This window comes from Simplicispira psychrophila DSM 11588 (genome assembly GCF_000688255.1).
Taxonomy (GTDB): Bacteria; Pseudomonadota; Gammaproteobacteria; order Burkholderiales; family Burkholderiaceae_C; genus Simplicispira; species Simplicispira psychrophila.
The window spans coordinates 435,444-452,864 of record NZ_JHYS01000001.1; the positions used below are offsets into that span (position 1 = coordinate 435,444).

The 17,421-nt window shown below is 61.6% G+C and carries 14 protein-coding genes and 1 rRNA gene; 4 read left to right on the forward strand and 11 right to left on the reverse strand.

Going from position 1 to position 17,421, the window contains the following annotated elements:
• Position 1 precedes the first annotated feature (1 nt).
• From Q390_RS0101880 to Q390_RS0101890, 3 genes are all read left to right on the forward strand, one after another.
• A complete protein-coding gene (locus Q390_RS0101880; protein WP_084153719.1) occupies positions 2 to 862 on the forward strand; it encodes a CbbQ/NirQ/NorQ/GpvN family protein in 861 nt (286 codons plus the stop codon).
• A 73-nt stretch (positions 863 to 935) separates the two neighbouring features.
• Complete coding sequence (locus Q390_RS0101885; RefSeq protein ID WP_037472003.1) at positions 936 to 1,877, forward strand: 4Fe-4S binding protein; 942 nt, start codon at positions 936 to 938, stop codon at positions 1,875 to 1,877.
• Positions 1,877 to 3,706, forward strand: a complete 1,830-nt coding sequence (locus Q390_RS0101890) for a nitric oxide reductase activation protein NorD (RefSeq protein WP_027994554.1) — start codon at positions 1,877 to 1,879, stop codon at positions 3,704 to 3,706. The genes Q390_RS0101885 and Q390_RS0101890 overlap by 1 nt, the downstream gene beginning before the upstream one ends.
• A gap of 108 nt (positions 3,707 to 3,814) precedes the next feature.
• Here the strand turns inward: Q390_RS0101890 and Q390_RS0101895 are convergent, their stop codons facing one another.
• From Q390_RS0101895 to dsrO, 3 genes are read right to left on the reverse strand one after another with little or no spacing between them, the layout of a single operon-like run.
• The gene (locus Q390_RS0101895; protein WP_027994555.1) at positions 3,815 to 7,009 is read right to left on the reverse strand and encodes a tetrathionate reductase subunit A; all 3,195 of its coding nucleotides are present in this window, start codon (positions 7,007 to 7,009) and stop codon (positions 3,815 to 3,817) included.
• An 18-nt stretch (positions 7,010 to 7,027) separates the two neighbouring features.
• Positions 7,028 to 8,077 (reverse strand): NrfD/PsrC family molybdoenzyme membrane anchor subunit, encoded by a 1,050-nt coding sequence (nrfD, locus tag Q390_RS0101900; protein WP_027994556.1) that lies wholly within the window; start codon positions 8,075 to 8,077, stop codon positions 7,028 to 7,030.
• Positions 8,078 to 8,091: 14 nt separating this feature from the next.
• A complete protein-coding gene (gene dsrO / locus Q390_RS0101905; protein ID WP_027994557.1) occupies positions 8,092 to 8,889 on the reverse strand; it encodes a sulfate reduction electron transfer complex DsrMKJOP subunit DsrO in 798 nt (265 codons plus the stop codon).
• Between the two features lie 310 nt (positions 8,890 to 9,199).
• Here dsrO and Q390_RS0101915 point away from each other — a divergent pair, with 310 nt between their 5' ends.
• Positions 9,200 to 9,667 carry a DUF421 domain-containing protein gene (locus tag Q390_RS0101915; RefSeq protein WP_027994559.1) on the forward strand — a complete coding sequence of 156 codons (468 nt, stop codon included), beginning with the start codon at positions 9,200 to 9,202 and terminating at the stop codon, positions 9,665 to 9,667.
• Between the two features lie 70 nt (positions 9,668 to 9,737).
• On the opposite strand, the gene Q390_RS0101920 is transcribed toward Q390_RS0101915, so the two are convergent.
• The 8 genes from Q390_RS0101920 to rrf all read right to left on the reverse strand — a co-directional run bounded on the left by Q390_RS0101920 (position 9,738) and on the right by rrf (position 17,265).
• Positions 9,738 to 10,868 (reverse strand): acyl-CoA dehydrogenase family protein, encoded by a 1,131-nt coding sequence (locus Q390_RS0101920; protein ID WP_027994560.1) that lies wholly within the window; start codon positions 10,866 to 10,868, stop codon positions 9,738 to 9,740.
• Positions 10,869 to 11,004: 136 nt separating this feature from the next.
• Positions 11,005 to 12,198, reverse strand: coding sequence for an acetyl-CoA C-acyltransferase (locus Q390_RS0101925; RefSeq protein ID WP_027994561.1), 1,194 nt, complete (start codon positions 12,196 to 12,198; stop codon positions 11,005 to 11,007).
• A 35-nt stretch (positions 12,199 to 12,233) separates the two neighbouring features.
• Positions 12,234 to 14,042 (reverse strand): bifunctional isocitrate dehydrogenase kinase/phosphatase, encoded by a 1,809-nt coding sequence (gene aceK / locus Q390_RS0101930; RefSeq protein ID WP_027994562.1) that lies wholly within the window; start codon positions 14,040 to 14,042, stop codon positions 12,234 to 12,236.
• Between the two features lie 49 nt (positions 14,043 to 14,091).
• Positions 14,092 to 14,751, reverse strand: a complete 660-nt coding sequence (can, locus tag Q390_RS0101935; protein ID WP_027994563.1) for a carbonate dehydratase — start codon at positions 14,749 to 14,751, stop codon at positions 14,092 to 14,094.
• A gap of 37 nt (positions 14,752 to 14,788) precedes the next feature.
• Positions 14,789 to 15,979, reverse strand: coding sequence for an isovaleryl-CoA dehydrogenase (locus Q390_RS0101940; protein ID WP_027994564.1), 1,191 nt, complete (start codon positions 15,977 to 15,979; stop codon positions 14,789 to 14,791).
• 47 nt (positions 15,980 to 16,026) lie between these two features.
• On the reverse strand, positions 16,027 to 16,482 hold the full coding sequence (locus tag Q390_RS0101945; RefSeq protein ID WP_425423925.1) for a PaaI family thioesterase: 456 nt from the start codon (positions 16,480 to 16,482) through the stop codon (positions 16,027 to 16,029).
• A 39-nt stretch (positions 16,483 to 16,521) separates the two neighbouring features.
• On the reverse strand, positions 16,522 to 16,920 hold the full coding sequence (locus Q390_RS0101950; protein ID WP_027994566.1) for a MerR family transcriptional regulator: 399 nt from the start codon (positions 16,918 to 16,920) through the stop codon (positions 16,522 to 16,524).
• A 232-nt stretch (positions 16,921 to 17,152) separates the two neighbouring features.
• Positions 17,153 to 17,265: ribosomal RNA gene (rrf, locus tag Q390_RS0101955) — 5S ribosomal RNA — on the reverse strand.
• Positions 17,266 to 17,421: the final 156 nt, after the last annotated feature.

Genomic DNA, 17,421 nt, shown 5'->3' on the forward strand with positions numbered 1-17,421 from the left:
CATGGCACACACCGTCCACACAGTGGCCTCACAGGGCTCCGGCCCTTCTAACGCGCTGGGCCGAAGCCCTGCTGTGGGCGGTGCACCGTTTTACGCTGCCCAAGGCAGCGAATGTGCTCTCTTTGAGCATTGCTTTGCGCAGCAACTACCGCTGCTGATCAAAGGCCCCACCGGCTGCGGCAAAACACGTTTTGTCGAACACATGGCGGCGCGCCTCGGGCGCGCCCTGATTACCGTGTCCTGCCATGACGATCTCAGCGCGGCCGACCTCGTCGGTCGCCACCTGATTGGCCAGGGCAACACCGTCTGGACCGACGGGCCGCTGACGCGAGCCGTCCGCGAAGGCGCCATTTTGTATCTGGACGAGATCGTCGAAGCCCGCAAGGACACCACTGTCGTGTTGCACCCGCTGGCCGACGACCGCCGCCTCCTTCCCATCGAACGCACGGGTGAGCTGCTCAAGGCGCCGCCCGAGTTCATGCTGGTCATCTCTTACAACCCGGGTTACCAGAACCTGCTCAAGGGCCTGAAACCCAGCACCCGCCAGCGCTTTACCGCCCTGTCGCTGAGCTACCCGGCCCCAGCCGTCGAGCGCGCCATTCTGGAGCGCGAAGGCCACGCCAGTCCCGCCTTGGCGGCACGTTTGGTGCAGTTGGCGCAAGCACTGCGCCGCCTGACCGACCACGACCTCGAAGAAACCGCCAGCACCCGCCTGCTTGTCATGGCGGCACGCTTGGTGACCTCCGGCCTGCCCTTGCGCGACGCCTGCCGCGCCGCTGTGGTGGACGCGTTGACCGACGACGCTGAAACCATTCAGGCGCTCGACGAAGTCGTGCGCGCGGTTGTAGGTGATGAAGACTGACTGTTCTAGCTGCGCTTCAGCCTCTGGCTGCTCCAGCGCGCCAGCCCTGAAAGGCACACCCGACAAAGGCGCTGTGGCGCAACCTGCCAGCGCCACACTGCAACGGCGCCGGCGCTGGTTTCAGTTGTCCTTTTTTGCTGTTTTTCTCCTCGCTCCAGCACTCAATTTGCTGCGCTTTGACCTCACCGAGACCCAGCTCTGGGTGCTCGGTTTTCGCTGGTCACTGGGCATTGAAGCCTTCCTGCATGGCCAAGCCAGCGCCCTGGAAACGGCCTGGTCGATTGTCTGGCGCGGCATCTTGCCTGTTCTTACCCTGGTGGTCGCCTTCCTCAGCGTCGCCTACCACTTTGGTCGCCTGTATTGCGGCTGGCTGTGCCCGCATTTTTCGCTGGTCGAAACTCTGAACGACCTGCTGCACCGCGCCACCGGCAAGCTCAGTGTGTGGGACAAATCCGCCACGCCGCGCCCCGGCCGCACCACCGACAAGCGCTGGTGGCCAGTTTTTCTGGCTGCCTGCCTGGTGTTTGGCTTCCTGTGGGCCATCACGCTGCTGACCTACCTGCTACCCCCCACCCTGATCTGGGGCGGCCTGCTGCAAGGTACGCTGACGCCCAACCAAGCGCGCTTTTTAGTCGTCGGCACACTGGTCTTTACCCTGGAATTTACGCTGGCACGGCATTTGTTTTGTCGCTACGGCTGTGCCGTCGGCCTGTTCCAAAGCTTGGCTTGGATGGCCAACCCCAAGGGCATGGTGGTTTCGTTCACCCGCGAACGGGCGCGCGAATGCAAAACCTGCGACGCCCCGCGCGGCAGCGCCTGCGACCACGCCTGCCCGATGCGTCTGAACCCGCGCAACATCAAACGCATGATGTTTGCCTGCGTGCAGTGCGGCCAGTGCCTGGCCGCCTGCGACGCCACCCAAACCGAGCAAGGCCGTACCCCGACCCTGGAATGGAAAGTCGGTCTGGACGCGGTCCGTGAAACGATGCGCCAGCGGCGTGAGGACCAAAGCTGATGGAAGAATGGATTGGCCAATGGTGGCACCGTGCCGTCCTGCGCGTGGCCGAGCCCGACCGTGCCGACGTGCGCGTGACGCTGGATGAAATGCGCCGCAGCATTGCCCTGTTATATCGCGCTGGTGGCGGCGACGCGGCCGTGCGCGTGACACCTGTAGCCGACAGCCGCCACGGCGGACCGCGCGGCTGGCTACAACGCCTGGCGGGCAGTGGTATCCGCGTGCCACTGCCGGTGCTTGACTGGGAAACCCTGGCGTTGCCCCCGCAAGTGAGCGTGTTCGAACAGCGCGAACTCAACCGAGAACTGTATTTGTGGCTGGCCGCACTGGCCGCTGTATTCGAGCCTAGCGGCGACTGGGTTGCTGACAACCGCGCCGCCACTGCGCGGGCCCTGCAGCGCTTTGCCGGCATGCGCGGGCGCCACCAGCGCCTGACGCAAGCGCACCTGGAACAGCGCCCTGCCCTGTCCAGTCTGCGCACCGACGCTGCACCGTTTGAGGCAGCCGTGCAAGCCGCGCTGCGCGGCGACGACCACAGTCCTCTGTTTGTCGAGCCGCAGCAGGTTGCCCCGGTCTGGCTGTGGCTGACCGCCGGCCAAAGCAATGCGCCCGCCGGCACCTCGGGCAGCACCGGCGGCGGCGCCGGTGAACGCCCCGATGGTGCCCCTGACGCTGAAAGCAAGCAACGCCGCCGCTCGCAACGGGTCGAACAAAAAGAGGCGCGCAACCCGCTGTTGGTGGCCGCCAAAGTCGAAGCTTTGAACAGCTGGAGCGAGTTGGTGCGCCTCGACCGCGGCACTGACGACGAAGTAGATCCCAATGCCACCACCGCCGCCAATGACATGGACACCCTGTCGCTGGCGCGCGGCGAGCAGACCACCGCCTCACGCGTCAAGTTCGACTTGGACTTGCCCAGCGCCTCCGCCGACGACCTGCCGCTCGGCCCCGGCCGCAAAACCCCGGAATGGGACTGGCGCCGCGGCGTAATGCAACCCGATCACTGCGCCGTGCAATGCTCGGTCGCGCGCGCCGGCATGCCCTATGTGCCACCACAAGCGCTGCGCGCCACCGCACGGCGCGTGCGTCGGCGCTTGGAAGTGCTGCGCGCCGCACCCCGCTGGCAAAACGGCCAGACCACCGGTGACGATTTCGACATCGATGCCTGGGTGCGCTTTCAAACCGAATCGCAGGGCGGCGTGCAACACACTGATTCGCCACCGGTCTACCTCCGGCGCCAGCGCGGCGAGCGCAGCCTGGCGACGCTGCTGCTGGCCGACCTGTCGCTGTCCACCGACGCTTACGCCACCAACAGCGCGCGCGTCATCGACGTCATCCGCGATGCGCTGTATGTATTTGGCGAAGCGCTCGCTGGCACCGGCGATGCGTTCGAGATGCTGGGTTTTAGCTCAGTGCGGCGCCAGCATGTACGTATCCAGCACATCAAGGGCTTTGGTGAAGGCTGGAACGACACCGTGCGCGCGCGCGTCGGCGTGCTGAAACCGGGTTTTTACACCCGTATGGGTGCCGCCGTGCGCGATGCCACGCGCCGTCTGAGCGCCCGTTCCGAACGCCAGCGCCTGCTGCTGGTGCTGACCGACGGCAAGCCCAACGACCTCGACATCTACGAAGGCCGCTACGGCTTGGAAGACACGCGCCACGCCATCCAGGAAGCACGCGATGCTGGCTTGATACCGTTTTGCGTCACCATCGACAAGGAAGCGCACGAATACCTGCCGATGCTGTTTGGCAGCCAAGGCTACGCCTTGGTCAAACGCCCGCAAGACTTGGTGCAGCGCCTGACGCAGGCCTGGGTGACGCTGGCACGCTGAGACCAGCACCCTGCACTGGCACCAGTTTCAGCCCGATATTGCTCCTATTAAAATAGCTGCAACCGCTTATCAAGCAAGCGTTACAGCCATTTTTTATCTAGAAATCGACTAGGCCCGCTCGAGGCGCACCGGCAGCCCCTGGCGCACCACGGCGCCCGAAACCCCATCGATCCACACATTGGTCTGGTCACCACGCGAGGGATCCGCAAAGCCCAGGTCGTTGAGGTTCACCCCGTTGGCGTGTTGCGGATTGAGGGGCAGCGCCTTGCCGTCCACCGTGTGCTGGCGCGCGCCGAGCTCGGTGTGGCCGTAGCCGTGCTCAATGGCAATAGCGCCGGGCATGACCCCGTCGCGCACCAGTGCCACGGCCAGTATGCTTTTGCCGGGCGTGGTCAAGCGCACGGTATCGCCGTTGCGGATGCCCAGCCGCGCCGCGTCTGCGCGGTTCACTGCTACCGGATTGTGCGGATGGACCTGGCGCAAGCGCGCCACGCCAATCGACATCGAACTCATCAGATTCGATTTGTACGAAGTCATCAGCATTGGCCACTGGTCTTCGGGGAAATGCGCGCGCATGGCGCTGCCGTCGGCCAGACGGGTGGGGAAATAAGTAGGGCAACCGCTCAGGCGCTCGCCCGTCATGGAGTGGCGCATCTTGGCAACGTCTTCCATCCACAGCTGCAGCGGCAGAGGGTGGGGTTTGCGGATGTGCTCGCCCTTCCAGGCAGCGTCGATCTTGTCAAAGCGCCCACCGCGCGTCATCAGCATCGCCACTTGGCGCCACTCGTCTTCCTTCAACTGGGCTTGCAGCAGCGGCTGGTACCGGTCCACACCGGTGACCAGCATATCGTCGTCACTGGCTGGAGGCACGGCCTTGCCACCGGCAAACGCCATGTTGGCCAAACCACGCAAGAAGAAGTCTTCGGCGCTCTTGAGCGCGCAGGGGTTGCCCTGGGCGTCGCTCATGCCGTTATCGCCAAAGCCGGGCAACTCCAGGCGCTCGGCGACAGCAAACAAGAAGCTCTCGACGTTCACCGGCGCGCCGCTGGCGGTACGCGCCACGGCAGGCTGCACGGTGGGCCAACGCACCGTCGAACTTTTGGCGATCACATCGGCCCAGGGAGCTGAAATGCCCCAGCTCTCATACGTCACGGTGTCCGGCACGATGTAGTCGGCCAGCGCACTGGTCTCGTTGATGAAGGGGTCAATGGAGACGATCAGCGGCAGATTTTTCGGATCTTTCAGCGCTTCGCCCACGGTGTTCTTGAAGCCAACAATCGAATACATCGGATTGCTCATGTGGTTGATCCACACCTTGGCCTTATACGGATAGCCGGCCAGTGCGCTGGCCAGCATTTCGCTGCTCAGGCCGCCGACAGCCGGGTACCACGGCGCCTTGGCTGGGTACGGCGATGCGCCCGCGTCCTTCTTGCGTTGAAACTCACTGCTCTTTTCGTACGGGAAGCGGGTGCGCGACAACGCCACGCCGCGCGGCTTGACCTTGCCGGCGAAGTCGGCAAAGTTGTAGCGCGGACCGGGGCCAAACGGCCCAAACGGGCCGGCGTCCAACACCAGTCCGCCACGCACATTCAGGTTGCCGACCAGCGTGTTGAGCATGGTGATGGCATAGGCAGTGTAGAAACCGGCGCCGCCCATGGTGCCGCCGTGCGCATCGGCCACGGCACGCTTGCCAAAGCTGGTGAATTCGCGCGCCAACTCTTCGATCTGCACGCGTGGGATACCGCACAACTCGGCATATTCGTCCAGGGTCTTGGCACGGGCTTCGGTGCGCATCTTCGATAGCGCGCTGCACACCGCAATGGCGGGCCCGGCGCCGTCCTGCGCTGCGACCAGTGCCGGGGCGTCCACGCTGCGCTCGACAAACAACTTGGCTGACAGCGGTGCAGTGTGCGGCGCCAGTGTGCCGTCATCGCGTTGCACCACGTACACATCGACCGGAGCGATCGGCTCCTGGCCCTCTTCGGCGGCAGGCGCCGGCGGCAGCGCCCAGCCCAGGTCGGCGCCGCGCAGGAAGCTGCCAAAACGCGGATGCTGGGGGTCGTTGATGAGCAGGTGGGTGGCGTTGCTCCAGGCGGCTTCGCCGGCAGCCTCCATGGCGGCGGGGCCGGGCTGGGCCAAAAATTGCGCGTCGTAACGCTCGTTGTCTAGAATCCAGCGGATCAGGCCTAACGCCAACGCCAGATCGGTGGCCGGCTTAACGCCGATCCAGCGGTTGCCACTGCCCGAGGCCAGACTCGACGAGGTCGGCAGGATGGGGGAGACCACCACGTAGCGAAAGGTGTTCTCGGGCCGCGAACGCGCTTCGGCCAGTTCACGCCCCTGGCGCTGGAAGGGGTTGCCCGATTGCGCCGGTGCGGCGCCAATGAACAGGCCAAAGCTGGCGTTCTTCCAATCGGGCTTACCATGCGGCATTTCTGCCAGGCTGCCCATGGCGGCACCGGCGCCAACGCGAAAACTCTGGCCGCAGTAGGAGCCATGGTTGGACACATTGACGGTGCCAAACGCGGGGCCGGCAAAGCGGCGCACCAAGGCAGCGCGCCCTTCGTTGGCCGAGTCGGTGACCAACAGCTGGTTGCTCTTGGGGCCGTACTCGGGGTTGGCCGGGTCGAGCAGCGTTTTCGTATCGCGCACCGCGCGCAGGCCGTCCACAGGGCCTTCACCAAACAGGTCGCCGCCGTCACAAACTTCCTGCACCAGTTGCTCGAACGAAATGGTCTGCCAGCGGCCTTCGCCGCGCTTGCCGACGCGCTTGAACGGTTGCAGCACGCGGTGCGGGCTGATCTGGTGCTCCAGCATGGCCGAACCGCGCGCGCAGGAGGTGGCACGCCCTTCGAGGCCGTTCTCACCACCGAGCATCGCGTAGACCTCGCGCACCGGCGTTTCCATCGGCGCGGGATGGGTGGTGGCGAGCGGGTGATACGGGTTGCCAGCAATGCGCACGATGCGGTTGCTGGCGGTATCGACGCGCACGCGCACACCGCACTGCGTCCAGCAGCCCAGGCAACTCGACGGGCTGACCACCTGGCCGGGCTGGGTGCTGAGCACACCCGTCACCGGGTCAATCCGGAACTCGGGGGTGAGCGAGTTACCGCGCGTGGCGTGCGCCGTGGGCACGCCAGCACTGCCGGTGACCAGGCCCTTGCCGGCCTTGAACACGGTTTCGCCGTAGCCGGCAGCAAAGGCGGCTAAACCACCGGCGGTGACGCCGCCGCGCAGCAGCAACTTGCGGCGGGCCGTGTCTTGGGGCTGGTCCTGTCGGTCGCTTTTATCGTTCGTAGTCATGGAGAATCCTTATGTGTCTTAGACAGCGGCGGCGCCAGAATGCGCTGGAGCGATGCGGGCCGGGAAGTACTCCAGCGCCAGCGTAATAGCCGCCAGCAGGGCCACGCACAGGCCAAAGACCCCCACCATGCCCAACAGGCCGTCACCGCCCAGCGGCATGTTGTAGACGTATAGACCGGCGCCGAACTTGGGCACACTCTGCACACCCATGAACAGCGCCCAGCGGAATACCCAGGCGGCAGCCAGCATCGTCAGCCCCATACCCAGAGATGCCAGCGGCTGGACCAGTGCCTGCGCCGGGCGCTGCAACCACAGCAGCACAACGACACCTGCCAACACCGAGCCCAACATACTCAGGCGCCATACCGAAAAGTCGGTGAACAGACGTTTGGCAGCAAGGAGCGAGGGCGCATCGCTGGCCAGGCCGACGCCTGCCCACAGCGCGACAGTCGCTACCAGCAACCAAGCGGCGGTCAGCGCTAAAGTGCGTAGCAGTGGGGCAGGCAGCGCCGCCAAGCCACTAGGCAGCCAGCGCGCCACTACCAGCATGGCGCCCAGCGCAGCCAGCCAGCCGGTCAGTGCCAAGTTGACGGGCAGGAACAGCGTATTCCACAGCGGACGTGCGCGCACCACCATGACTTCGGCGCCGGTATAGACCATGACATTGATGGCGGCCAACGCCAGCAGCACGGCCAGCACGCGCAGCAAGCTGCGCCAGCCCAACCACCAAGCGGCGCAAAAGGCAAAGGCCAGCATGACAAAGGCCGGCAGCAGGTAGGCGCCGAGTGACATCCAAGACCAAGGTGTGAAGTGCGCATAAAAGTGCCAGAAGCGCGCCGGCTGGTGCAGGTCGGCCAGCAGCGACACCGGTGCGGCAGCGGCGCTGGTGGCCAGCACCACCACAGCGGCGGGCAGCAGGCGTGCCCCCACCGAGCCGACACGGCCCAAGGCGCAGGCCGCCGCCGTCAGCGCCGCGCCGGTACAGATACCGACCAAGAAGAAATACTGCACCGCCCAGGGCAGCCAAGCCGCTTCGTAGGCGGGGGTGAGCAATTCGATGATGTGCATGGTGTTTTTTTCTCTCAGTGGCCCGCCACCAAGCGCACGCTGGCCTGGCCGTCGATACCGTTGACAAACTCATCGGGCAGGCCGATGTAGAAGACGTGCGGCGACGTGGCCATGCCGGGTTTCAGCACCTTGATGTCTTTTGCGTGCGCCTTGAGCCTTTGCGCAGCGCTACTGCCGGCGTCATTCAGGTCGCCAATCACGCGCGCACCGCCGACGCAGCTTTCCACACAGGCCGGCAGCAGGCCGACTTCCAAGCGGTGCTCGCAGAAGGTGCATTTATCCGCCGTCTGCGTCTCGTGGTTGATGAAGCGTGCGTCGTACGGGCAAGCCTGCACGCAGTAGCCGCAACCGACGCAGCGCTCGTTGTCCACCAGCACGATGCCGTCGGTGCGCTGGAAGGTGGCCTGCACCGGGCAGACCGGCACGCAAGGCGGCTCGTCGCAGTGGTTGCACAGACGCGGCAGGCTGACCATGGCCGGCGGCACACCGGTGCCCCGGTCCACTTCGTACTGCAACACCGTGGTGCGGAACTGACCGATGGGCGGCAAGTTCTCCATCGAGCAACTCACAGTACAGGCCTGACAGCCAATACACTGGCGCAAATCGACCACCATGCCATAGCGCTTGCCCTCCATACCGGGGCGACGCGGCGGCTGCGCACCCATGCCCAGCACCGGCGTGGCAGTGGCGGCGACAGCCGCCGCCGGGAGCGCAGCTGCAGCGACCGCCATGCCGAGCAGGCTTTGTAGAAAACCGCGCTTGCCGGAACGCCTGTCATCAGGCCGGTGATCGGGGAGGAGGAGTTTTTGCATGGCGGCGCTCTCTGGCTGGGGGTGCTTGATACCTGTGCGCTTGAATGGTCTTTAAACCGAAAATCACACAAGCTGAGTAGATAACTCATCATAAAAACCTAGCGTTTACCCGCATTGAGATACATCAATTGATGCGGATCAAAACATTTTTGCAAATAGGCCATGTAAAAATGCATCACCTTGCAGCAAAGACACGCCCAGCCCCTGCGCTGACCGTAGCCCGGTTCTTTTTTGCGACGCATGGCCGGCGCCAGCCGATGCCAGCCGGTACCGTAGACTGGCCCGGCTATCGAGCACAAAGGAAAAATATATGTGGACCTTGTCTGTTCCCTGGTGGGAATTCGTGCTGCGCGGCATCGTGGTGTACGTGTTTCTGCTGGTCTTTCTGCGCCTGACCGGCAAGCGCCAGACAGCGCAGTACGCACCCTTTGACTTGGTGCTGCTGCTGATCCTGTCGAACGCGGTACAGAACTCGATGAACGCGGGCGACAACTCGCTCATTGGCGGGCTGATCTCGGCCAGCACACTCATCGTTTGTCACGTCGGTCTGGCGCACCTGGCCTACCGTTTTCGCCGCATCGAGCGCTTTGTCGATGGCCGCCCCCAGGTACTGGTGCAGGACGGCAAGGTGGACGAAGTGCTGATGCAACACGAACTGCTCTCAGCCACCGACCTGTCCGCCGCTCTACGCGCGGGCGGCTGCCTGCACGCCCACGAGGTCGAGCGCGCCACCATCGAAACCAACGGTCAGATTACCGTGGTACTGAAGAAGCGCTAAAAATTTCAAGCCAAACAGGCTTCTAGCGCTTATCTAGCAAGCGCTTATAGCTATTTAATGCATAGCAAAATCAGGCCAGTGCACGCTGGATGATGATTTTTTGCACATCGCTGGTGCCTTCATAAATCTGGCACACGCGCACGTCACGGTAGATGCGCTCGACCGGAAAATCGCTCACCACGCCATAGCCACCCAGCGTCTGGATGGCGGCGCTGCAGACCTTCTCTGCCATCTCGCTGGCAAACAACTTGGCCATGGCGGCCTCTTTCAGACACGGCTGGCCAGCGTCGCGCAGCGCGGCGGCGTGCCAGATCAGCTGGCGCGCGGCCTCGATTTGCGTGGCGCAGTCGGCCAGACGAAACCCGACCGCCTGGTGGTTGAAGATGGTGGTGCCAAAGCTCTCGCGCTCTTTGGAATACGCCAGCGCCGCTTCAAAAGCACTGCGCGCCATACCCACGCTTTGTGCCGCGATGCCAATGCGCCCGCCCTCCAGCGCGCCCAGGGCAATCTTGTAACCTTCCCCCTCAATGCCGATCAGGTTCTCGGCTGGGATGCGGCAGTTGTCGAAATTGATTTGTGCCGTGTCACTGCTGTGCTGGCCCAGCTTGTCCTCCAGACGCGCCACCACATAACCGGGACTGCTGGTGGGCACCAGGAAAGCACTGATGCCGCGCTTGCCCGCGCCCCGGTCAGTGACTGCAATGACGATCACCACTTGGCCGTTTTTGCCGCTAGTAATGAACTGCTTGACGCCGTTGAGGACGTATTCGTCGCCATCCTTCACCGCCGTGGTGCGCAGGGCCGAGGCGTCCGAGCCGACATGGGGTTCGGTCAGGCAGAAACCGCCGAGCATCTGGCCTTGCGCCAGCGGCGTCAGCCAGTCACGCTTTTGCTGCGCATTGCCGTAACGCATCAGGATGGCGTTGACCGGGCAGTTGGTCACGCTGATGGCGGTGCTGGTACCGCCGTCACCGGCGGCAATTTCTTCCAACACCAGCGCCAGCGACAGGTAGTCGAGCTGGGCGCCGCCAAACTCTTCCGGCACACAAATGCCGTAGGCACCGAGTGCCGCCAGGCCCTGGTGTGCTTCTTTGGGAAAGTGGTGCTCCTTGTCCCAGCGCGCAGCATGGGGCCACAGCTCTTGCTGGGCGAAATCGCGCACGGCCTCACGGATCATTTCCTGGTCTTGGGTCAGCAGCATGGCAGGTGTCTTTGCAAAAAGTGGCGGGGCACGGCGCCCGCTATGGGCGGCGCAGTCGTGTTTATCAATTAAATCAGCCTGTAGCCCTTATGCACATTGCGCAATAAGCTATCAATTAAGGAGTAAATGATATAGCTTACACCAGCTCAATCGCCATCGCCGTGGCTTCGCCGCCGCCGATGCACAGTGTGGCCAGGCCTTTTTTCAGGCCGCGCGCCTGCAGTGCGTAGAGCAAGGTGACCAGGATGCGCGCGCCGCTGGCGCCAATCGGGTGGCCCAGTGCGCAGGCACCGCCGTTGACGTTGACTTGGTCGTGCGGCAGGTTCAGGTCGTGCATCAGCGCCATCGGCACCACAGCAAAAGCTTCGTTGATTTCCCACAGATCCACATCACCGGCACTCCAGCCGGCCTTGGCCAGCGCCTTTTGCGTGGCACCCAGCGGCGCGGTGGCAAACCACTCGGGCTCTTGCGCGTGCGTGGCATGGCTGACGATGCGTGCCAGCGGCTTACAGCCGAGCTTGTCCGCCGTGGACTGGCGCATCAGCACCAGTGCGGCGGCGCCGTCGTTGATCGACGAGCTGGACGCGGCGGTGATGGTGCCGTCCTTCTTGAACGCCGGCTTGAGCGTGGTGAGTTTGTCCAGCTTGACCTTGCCCGGGCCTTCGTCCACCGACACCACTACTTCGCCAGCGCGCGTCTTGACCGTGACCGGGGTGATTTCAGCGGTAAAGGCGCCGGACGCAATGGCAGCCTTGGCACGCTCGACGCTGGCAGTGGCAAACGCATCTTGCTGCGCGCGCGTGAAGCTGTATTTGGCAGCGCAGTCTTCACCGAAGGTGCCCATGGAACGGCCGGGCTCGTAGGCATCTTCCAGGCCGTCGAGCATCATGTGGTCAAAGATGCGGTCGTGGCCCAAGCGGTAGCCGCCGCGGCCCTTTTGCAGCAAATACGGTGCGCCGGTCATGCTCTCCATGCCCCCAGCCACCATCACGTCGTGCGTGCCGGCCAGCAGCATGTCGTGCGCCATCATGGCGGCCTTCATGCCCGAGCCGCACATTTTGGACAGCGTCACGGCACCGGCCTCTTTCGGCAAACCGCCCTTGAACGCCGCTTGGCGCGCTGGCGCCTGGCCCTGGCCCGCCATCAGACAATTGCCAAACAGCACTTCACCCACGGCATCGGGTGAGACCGCTGCGCGCGCTACGGCGGCAGCAATCGCAGCCCCGCCCAGATCGTGGGCAGCCAAAGTGGAAAAATCGCCCTGGAAAGCGCCCATCGGCGTGCGCGCGGCGCCAACGATGACGATGGGGTCGGAAGAGGTCGAGGTCATGGGTGTCTCCAGTCAAAGGCAAGGTAAAAATAGCTTCATCCGGTGCTGGCGTGGTCAAACCGGCGCCCGGTGTCGTAAGGAAAAACGTCGTACACATGGCCAGCCGCAATGCGCTCCTTGTGCGATTGCCAGAACTCCACCTCCAGCAAATCGGCATGGTGCTGCAGGAACACCTCGCGCACAGCCGGGTTGCCCAGCAGAAAAGGGGCGAAAGTTTCTGGGAACACGTCGCGTCGGCCGACGCTGTACCAGATCTCGCCGCTCATCTCTTCTTCTTCGTTGCGCGGCGCGGGGACGCGGCGAAATTGGCAATCGGTCAGGTATTCGATTTCGTCATAGTCGTAAAACACCACCTTGCCGTTGCGCGTGACGCCGAAGTTCTTCCACAACATGTCACCGGGAAAGATGTTGGCCGCTACCAATTCCTTGATGGCGTTGCCGTAGTCGATCACGCTGCGCTGCATCTGCTGCTGCGCGCCGGCATCCTGCAGGCCGGCATCGAACGCTTCCTGCAGGTACATGTTGAGGGGAATCATGCGCCGCTCGATATACAGGTGCGAGAGGATGACTTCCTGCTGGCCATCGCCATCGCGGTCGCTGATTTCCAGTTGGCTGGGGGCAAATTTCTCGATTTCAGCGATCAGTGCGTCATCAAAGCGCACGCGCGGAAAGGCCACCAAGCTGTATTCGAGCGTGTCGGCCATGCGCCCGACCCGGTCATGCTGCTTGACCAGCAGGTATTTGTTCTTGATCTGCTCGCGCGTGGTGTCTTTTTGCGCCGGGTAATAGTCCTTGATCAGCTTGAACACGTAGGGAAACGACGGCAGATCAAACACCAACATGACCATGCCCTTGATGCCCGGCGCAATGCGAAATTGGTCGCTGGAGTGCTTGAGGTGGTAGAGAAAGTCGCGGTAGAACAGCGTCTTGCCCTGCTTGGCCAAGCCCAGCGCGGTATACAGCTCGGCGCGCGGCTTGCGCGGCATCAGGCTGCGCAGGAACTGCACGTAGGCAGACGGGATTTCCATGTCCACCATGAAATACGCACGTGCAAAGCTGAACAGCCGCTGCAGGTCGTCTTCGCCCAACAGCACGGCATCAATCACCAACTGACCGGCACCGTTGTGCAAAATCGGCAAGGCAAACGCCAGCTCGTTGAAGCCGCTGATGACTTTGCCGACCACATAAGCGCCCTTATTGCGATAAAACAGACTCGATAGCACCTGAATCTGAAAATTGGCGCGCAGTTTGCCGGGTTTAAGCTGGGTTTGCAGCGCCGCCCATACCTGCTCAATATCACCCGCCAAGTCGGCAAACGTCCGCTGCAAGCGGAAGTTCTCCATCATCAGCGTCAACGTTTCGCGCAAGTTCTCGCGTGAGGGAAGGGGGTAGTAAGCCCAGTAGGTTGGACGCCCCTCGGTGGCGTCATTTTCAATGTATTCCGTACTGACCGCCGGACGAACAAAAATAAAGTCGTTGTGAAAGTGCGTCCGGTGCAGGATTTTGGTAGTGACCGAGTTGAAGAAGGTTTCGGCCAGCTCGGGCTGGCGGTGATTCACCAACAGACCGATGTAATGCAACTTGATCTGGTGCCACACGTCCATGGACAGGCTACCGGCCTTGAATTCTTTCTCTAGGCGGCGCACGCACTCCTTGACCCGCAGGTCATAGAACTCAATGCGCTCACGCTGCGCACGCTGCTGGCCATGCCAGTCGGCTGTTTCAAAACGGTGCTTGGCACGCGCTGATTCAGTACGAAAAAGTCGGTAATGGCGGTTAAAACCGTCCATCATCGCCTTGGCGATGTCGTAGGCCTGGGGTGCATCGAGGCGCGGCGGAAACATGGACAAAACCTACAAAATCAGGCGGCAACCAGCAAGAAACCGTCTGAATTTAGCGCTGTGCCGCGGCCACACCGTCCACCGCCGCGTGGTAGATGGAGTAAAGCCCGTCGTTGCTACCCACAGACATATTCAGGTTCTTGATCAACCCGTCCTTGAGGCCATAGCACCAGCCATGCAAGGTGACTTTCTCACTGCGCGCCCAGGCGTCTTGCATAACGGTAGTGTGCGCAATATTGAGCACCTGCTCGATGGAGTTCAGTTCGCACAGCACATCGTGGCGCCACTCGGGCGCGGTGGCAGCGATCAACACGCGGTGCTTGTCACGCACATCCTTCACGTGGCGAATCCAGTTGTCGGACAGCCCGACACGCATATCGTTCAGCGCCGCCAGCACACCGCCGCAGCCGTAATGGCCTACGACCATCAGGTGCTCGATGTGCAACTGATCGACGGCGTACTGGATGGTGGAGAGGCAATTGAGGTCCGTGGGAATCACCACATTGGCAATATTGCGGTGCACAAATACCTCGCCCGGCTCCAAGCCCGTGATCTGGTTGGCTGGCACACGACTGTCGGAGCAGCCCACCCACATATAGCGCGGATTTTGCTGCTCCATCAGCGAGGTGAAAAACCCCGGTCGCTCGCGCTCCACCTGCGCCGCCCATTTACGGTTGTGATGAAACAGGTCTTCAATCGACGTCGCTGTCATGGGCGCGCTTTCTAAGGTAGCAAAAATATCAAACTTATCAGCAGGTTTCGGCAAACAGCTCGCGGCCGATCAACATGCGGCGGATCTCGCTGGTGCCGGCACCAATTTCATACAGCTTCGCGTCGCGCCACAGGCGGCCCAGTGGGTATTCGTTGATGTAGCCGTTGCCGCCAAAAATCTGCACGCCTTCACCGGCCATCCAGGTGGCTTTTTCTGCTGTCCACAAAATCACGCTGGCGCAGTCCTTGCGCACTTGGCGCACATGCTCGCTGCCGAGCATGTCGAGATTTTTAGCCACGGTATAGGCAAACGAGCGACCGGCCTGCAGCACGGTGTACATGTCGGCGACCTTGCCTTGGATGAGCTGAAATTCGCCAATGCTTTGACCAAATTGCTTGCGGTCGTGGATATAGGGCACCACGTTATCCATCACCGACTGCATGATGCCCAGCGGACCACCGGTCAGCACGGCGCGCTCGTAGTCCAGACCACTCATCAGCACCTTGGCGCCCATGTTCAGGCCGCCTAGAATGTTGTGCGCTGGCACTTCCACGTCCTGGAAAACCAGTTCGCCAGTATGGCTACCGCGCATGCCGAGCTTATCGAGCTTTTGCGCGACTGAGAACCCCTTCATACCTTTTTCGATCAGGAAAGCGGTGACACCACGGGCGCCCAGCTCGGGCTCGGTCTTGGCGTAGACCACCAACGTATCGGCGTCGGGGCCGTTGGTAATCCACATCTTGCTGCCGTTGAGCAGGTAGTAGCCGCCCTTGTCTTCGGCCTTGAGCTTCATGCTGATGACGTCGGAGCCTGCACCCGGCTCGCTCATGGCCAACGCGCCGACATGCTCGCCGCTGATCAGCTTGGAGAGGTATTTTGCTTTTTGCTCGACCGTGCCGTTGCGGTTGATCTGATTGACGCACAGGTTGCTGTGCGCGCCATACGACAAACCAACCGAAGCGCTGGCGCGGGAAATTTCTTCCATCGCCACCATGTGGGCCAAATAGCCCATATTGGCGCCGCCATGCTCTTCCGGTACGGTGATGCCGAGCACGCCCAAATCACCCATTTTGCGCCACAGATCCATCGGAAACTGATCCGAATGGTCTATTTCTGCGGCACGCGGCGCAATTTCAGCTTGAGCAAAATCGCGCACGGCATCGCGCAAGGCATCGATTTCTTCGCCCAACTGGAAGTTTAGGCCTGGCATATTGACGGCAATACTCATCAAAGTCTCCGGATAGAAAAGTGGGAAAAGGAGAAAAAATAAAGGGATTAGCTACCCACATCGGTGCGTCCGGTGACGGCCATCAGAGTGCACCCCATGGTGGCAATCAATTTTTCATCGCCACCACGCAGTGCATAAGCGCGGCCTTCGCAGAAGGTGATGGTGCGACCGGGCTTGAGCACACGCCCTTCCATGCGAAAGCGCTCACCCTGGGCAGGTGCCAGGAGGTTGATCTTGAATTCAATAGTCAGCACTTCGGCGTCGGACGCCATCAACGTGAAGGCGGCATAACCACATGCGGAGTCCAGGGCAGTCGACACCACGCCTGCATGTAAAAAGCCATGCTGCTGGGTCAACTCCTGGGCCCAACCTATTTCAATATCGACAGTGCCTGGAGCCACCAACCCTAGCTGCGCACCCATATGGTGCATGATGCCCTGCAAAGCGAAACTATCACGAACCCGCTGCGCGTAGAACGGATTCCGGAATTCAAATGGCAGCATAGTCACACCCATTTCATATGACGTTTACGTAAACGTCAATTATGATTCATTTTTCTCCAGTTTGACAAGTAAGGCTCGCGCCTCTTGTTCATGCTCACTGAGTTCATCCAGATTGGCCTTCAAATCGGCCAGCTGTTCTTCCAACTGGCGTCGATGCTCTGCCAGTACCAGTAAAAATTTACGTAGTTGTACTCCGGTATCACGCGGGCTGTCGTAAAGATCAATGATTTCTTTGGCTTCAGTGAGCGACAGACCGAGGCGCTTGGCCCTCAGTGTCAATTTCAGACGGGTGCGATCACGGGCACTGTAAGTGCGGTTGCGTCCACCCGGACCGGTGCGCTCGGGCTGCAGCAGTCCCATATCCTCATAAAACCGCATTGCGCGGGTCGTAAGATCGAATTCTTTAGCGAGATCGCTGATAGTGTAGGTGGTAGCCATTGTTTGAAACTCAGATTGAGCGTGGGCAGGTAGCAACCACAGAGCTGTCGTTGCATCGCATCTGCACGGCGCTCATCCAATGACGCTTACGTTAGCGTCAATGCTAACGCATCCTACAAACATTCCAAGAGATAAAAACTCCAACAGCCAATTCATCAAATACTCAAACAGCTGCCAGAAAGACAAAACCCCCCGCACATTGCTGAGCGGGGGGTATTTGCTGGCTGTAAGAGCCTGACGATGACCTACTTTCACACGGGAACCCGCACTATCATCGGCGCGAAGTCGTTTCACTGTCCTGTTCGAGATGGGAAGGAGTGGGGCCAACTTGCTATGGTCATCAGGCATAAAGGGTTGCCGCGCTGATCATTGATCAGCACAGCCAATTCATAGAGTCTGGAATCAGTTTTTTTCGAATTTGTATTTTGACTGCGTCAGCTTTGGCATAACAATCTTTGAAGATCACTTAAATTTCTTTAAGCAAAGGCTATCAAAGTTATA

What these genes read in the sequence shown, in the direction of transcription:
- Q390_RS0101880 (WP_084153719.1), top strand. Translation starts at nt 2, where the DNA reads ATGGCACACACCGTCCACACAGTGGCCTCACAGGGCTCCGGCCCTTCT.
- Q390_RS0101890 (WP_027994554.1), top strand. Translation starts at nt 1,877, where the DNA reads ATGGAAGAATGGATTGGCCAATGGTGGCACCGTGCCGTCCTGCGCGTG.
- Q390_RS0101895 (WP_027994555.1), bottom strand. Translation starts at nt 7,009, where the DNA reads ATGACTACGAACGATAAAAGCGACCGACAGGACCAGCCCCAAGACACG.
- nrfD (WP_027994556.1), bottom strand. Translation starts at nt 8,077, where the DNA reads ATGCACATCATCGAATTGCTCACCCCCGCCTACGAAGCGGCTTGGCTG.
- dsrO (WP_027994557.1), bottom strand. Translation starts at nt 8,889, where the DNA reads ATGCAAAAACTCCTCCTCCCCGATCACCGGCCTGATGACAGGCGTTCC.
- Q390_RS0101915 (WP_027994559.1), top strand. Translation starts at nt 9,200, where the DNA reads ATGTGGACCTTGTCTGTTCCCTGGTGGGAATTCGTGCTGCGCGGCATC.
- Q390_RS0101920 (WP_027994560.1), bottom strand. Translation starts at nt 10,868, where the DNA reads ATGCTGCTGACCCAAGACCAGGAAATGATCCGTGAGGCCGTGCGCGAT.
- Q390_RS0101925 (WP_027994561.1), bottom strand. Translation starts at nt 12,198, where the DNA reads ATGACCTCGACCTCTTCCGACCCCATCGTCATCGTTGGCGCCGCGCGC.
- aceK (WP_027994562.1), bottom strand. Translation starts at nt 14,042, where the DNA reads ATGTTTCCGCCGCGCCTCGATGCACCCCAGGCCTACGACATCGCCAAG.
- can (WP_027994563.1), bottom strand. Translation starts at nt 14,751, where the DNA reads ATGACAGCGACGTCGATTGAAGACCTGTTTCATCACAACCGTAAATGG.
- Q390_RS0101940 (WP_027994564.1), bottom strand. Translation starts at nt 15,979, where the DNA reads ATGAGTATTGCCGTCAATATGCCAGGCCTAAACTTCCAGTTGGGCGAA.
- Q390_RS0101945 (WP_425423925.1), bottom strand. Translation starts at nt 16,482, where the DNA reads ATGCTGCCATTTGAATTCCGGAATCCGTTCTACGCGCAGCGGGTTCGT.
- Q390_RS0101950 (WP_027994566.1), bottom strand. Translation starts at nt 16,920, where the DNA reads ATGGCTACCACCTACACTATCAGCGATCTCGCTAAAGAATTCGATCTT.